The following is a 247-nucleotide window of genomic DNA, read 5'->3' as shown; positions in this document are numbered from 1 at the left end:
TTCTGAGTTCTGCCGATAACCTGATGCGCACTCTCGCGCAGACACTGGAATCGAGATGACGATTACGAAGCCTGGCCTGCCGACGCTAACCCCGCTGCAATTTGAGATGGACATCCCACACTACGCCGAGGCATGGGCGCAGGTCGTAAAGAAGCACGGTGGTTGGAACCCCGCGACAAAGACCCTGACGCCAGTCAAGCAGCTTGCAAAGCTAGACCAGACGGCGACAGCAAAGCAGTTCGGCGGC

Annotated in this window: 1 protein-coding gene; it reads left to right on the top strand. The window is 58.3% G+C overall.

The window, feature by feature from the left end:
• Positions 1–55: 55 nt before the first annotated feature.
• Positions 56–247: hypothetical protein (locus CVH10_RS27070; RefSeq protein WP_219925053.1), on the top strand; the 192-nt coding region annotated here is incomplete at its 3' end.

This window comes from Halomonas sp. ND22Bw (assembly GCF_003011945.1).
Taxonomy (GTDB): domain Bacteria; phylum Pseudomonadota; class Gammaproteobacteria; order Pseudomonadales; family Halomonadaceae; genus Halomonas; species Halomonas halophila.
Note: the sequence above shows the minus strand (reverse complement) of the source record. Positions and strands in the feature narration are given on the sequence as shown.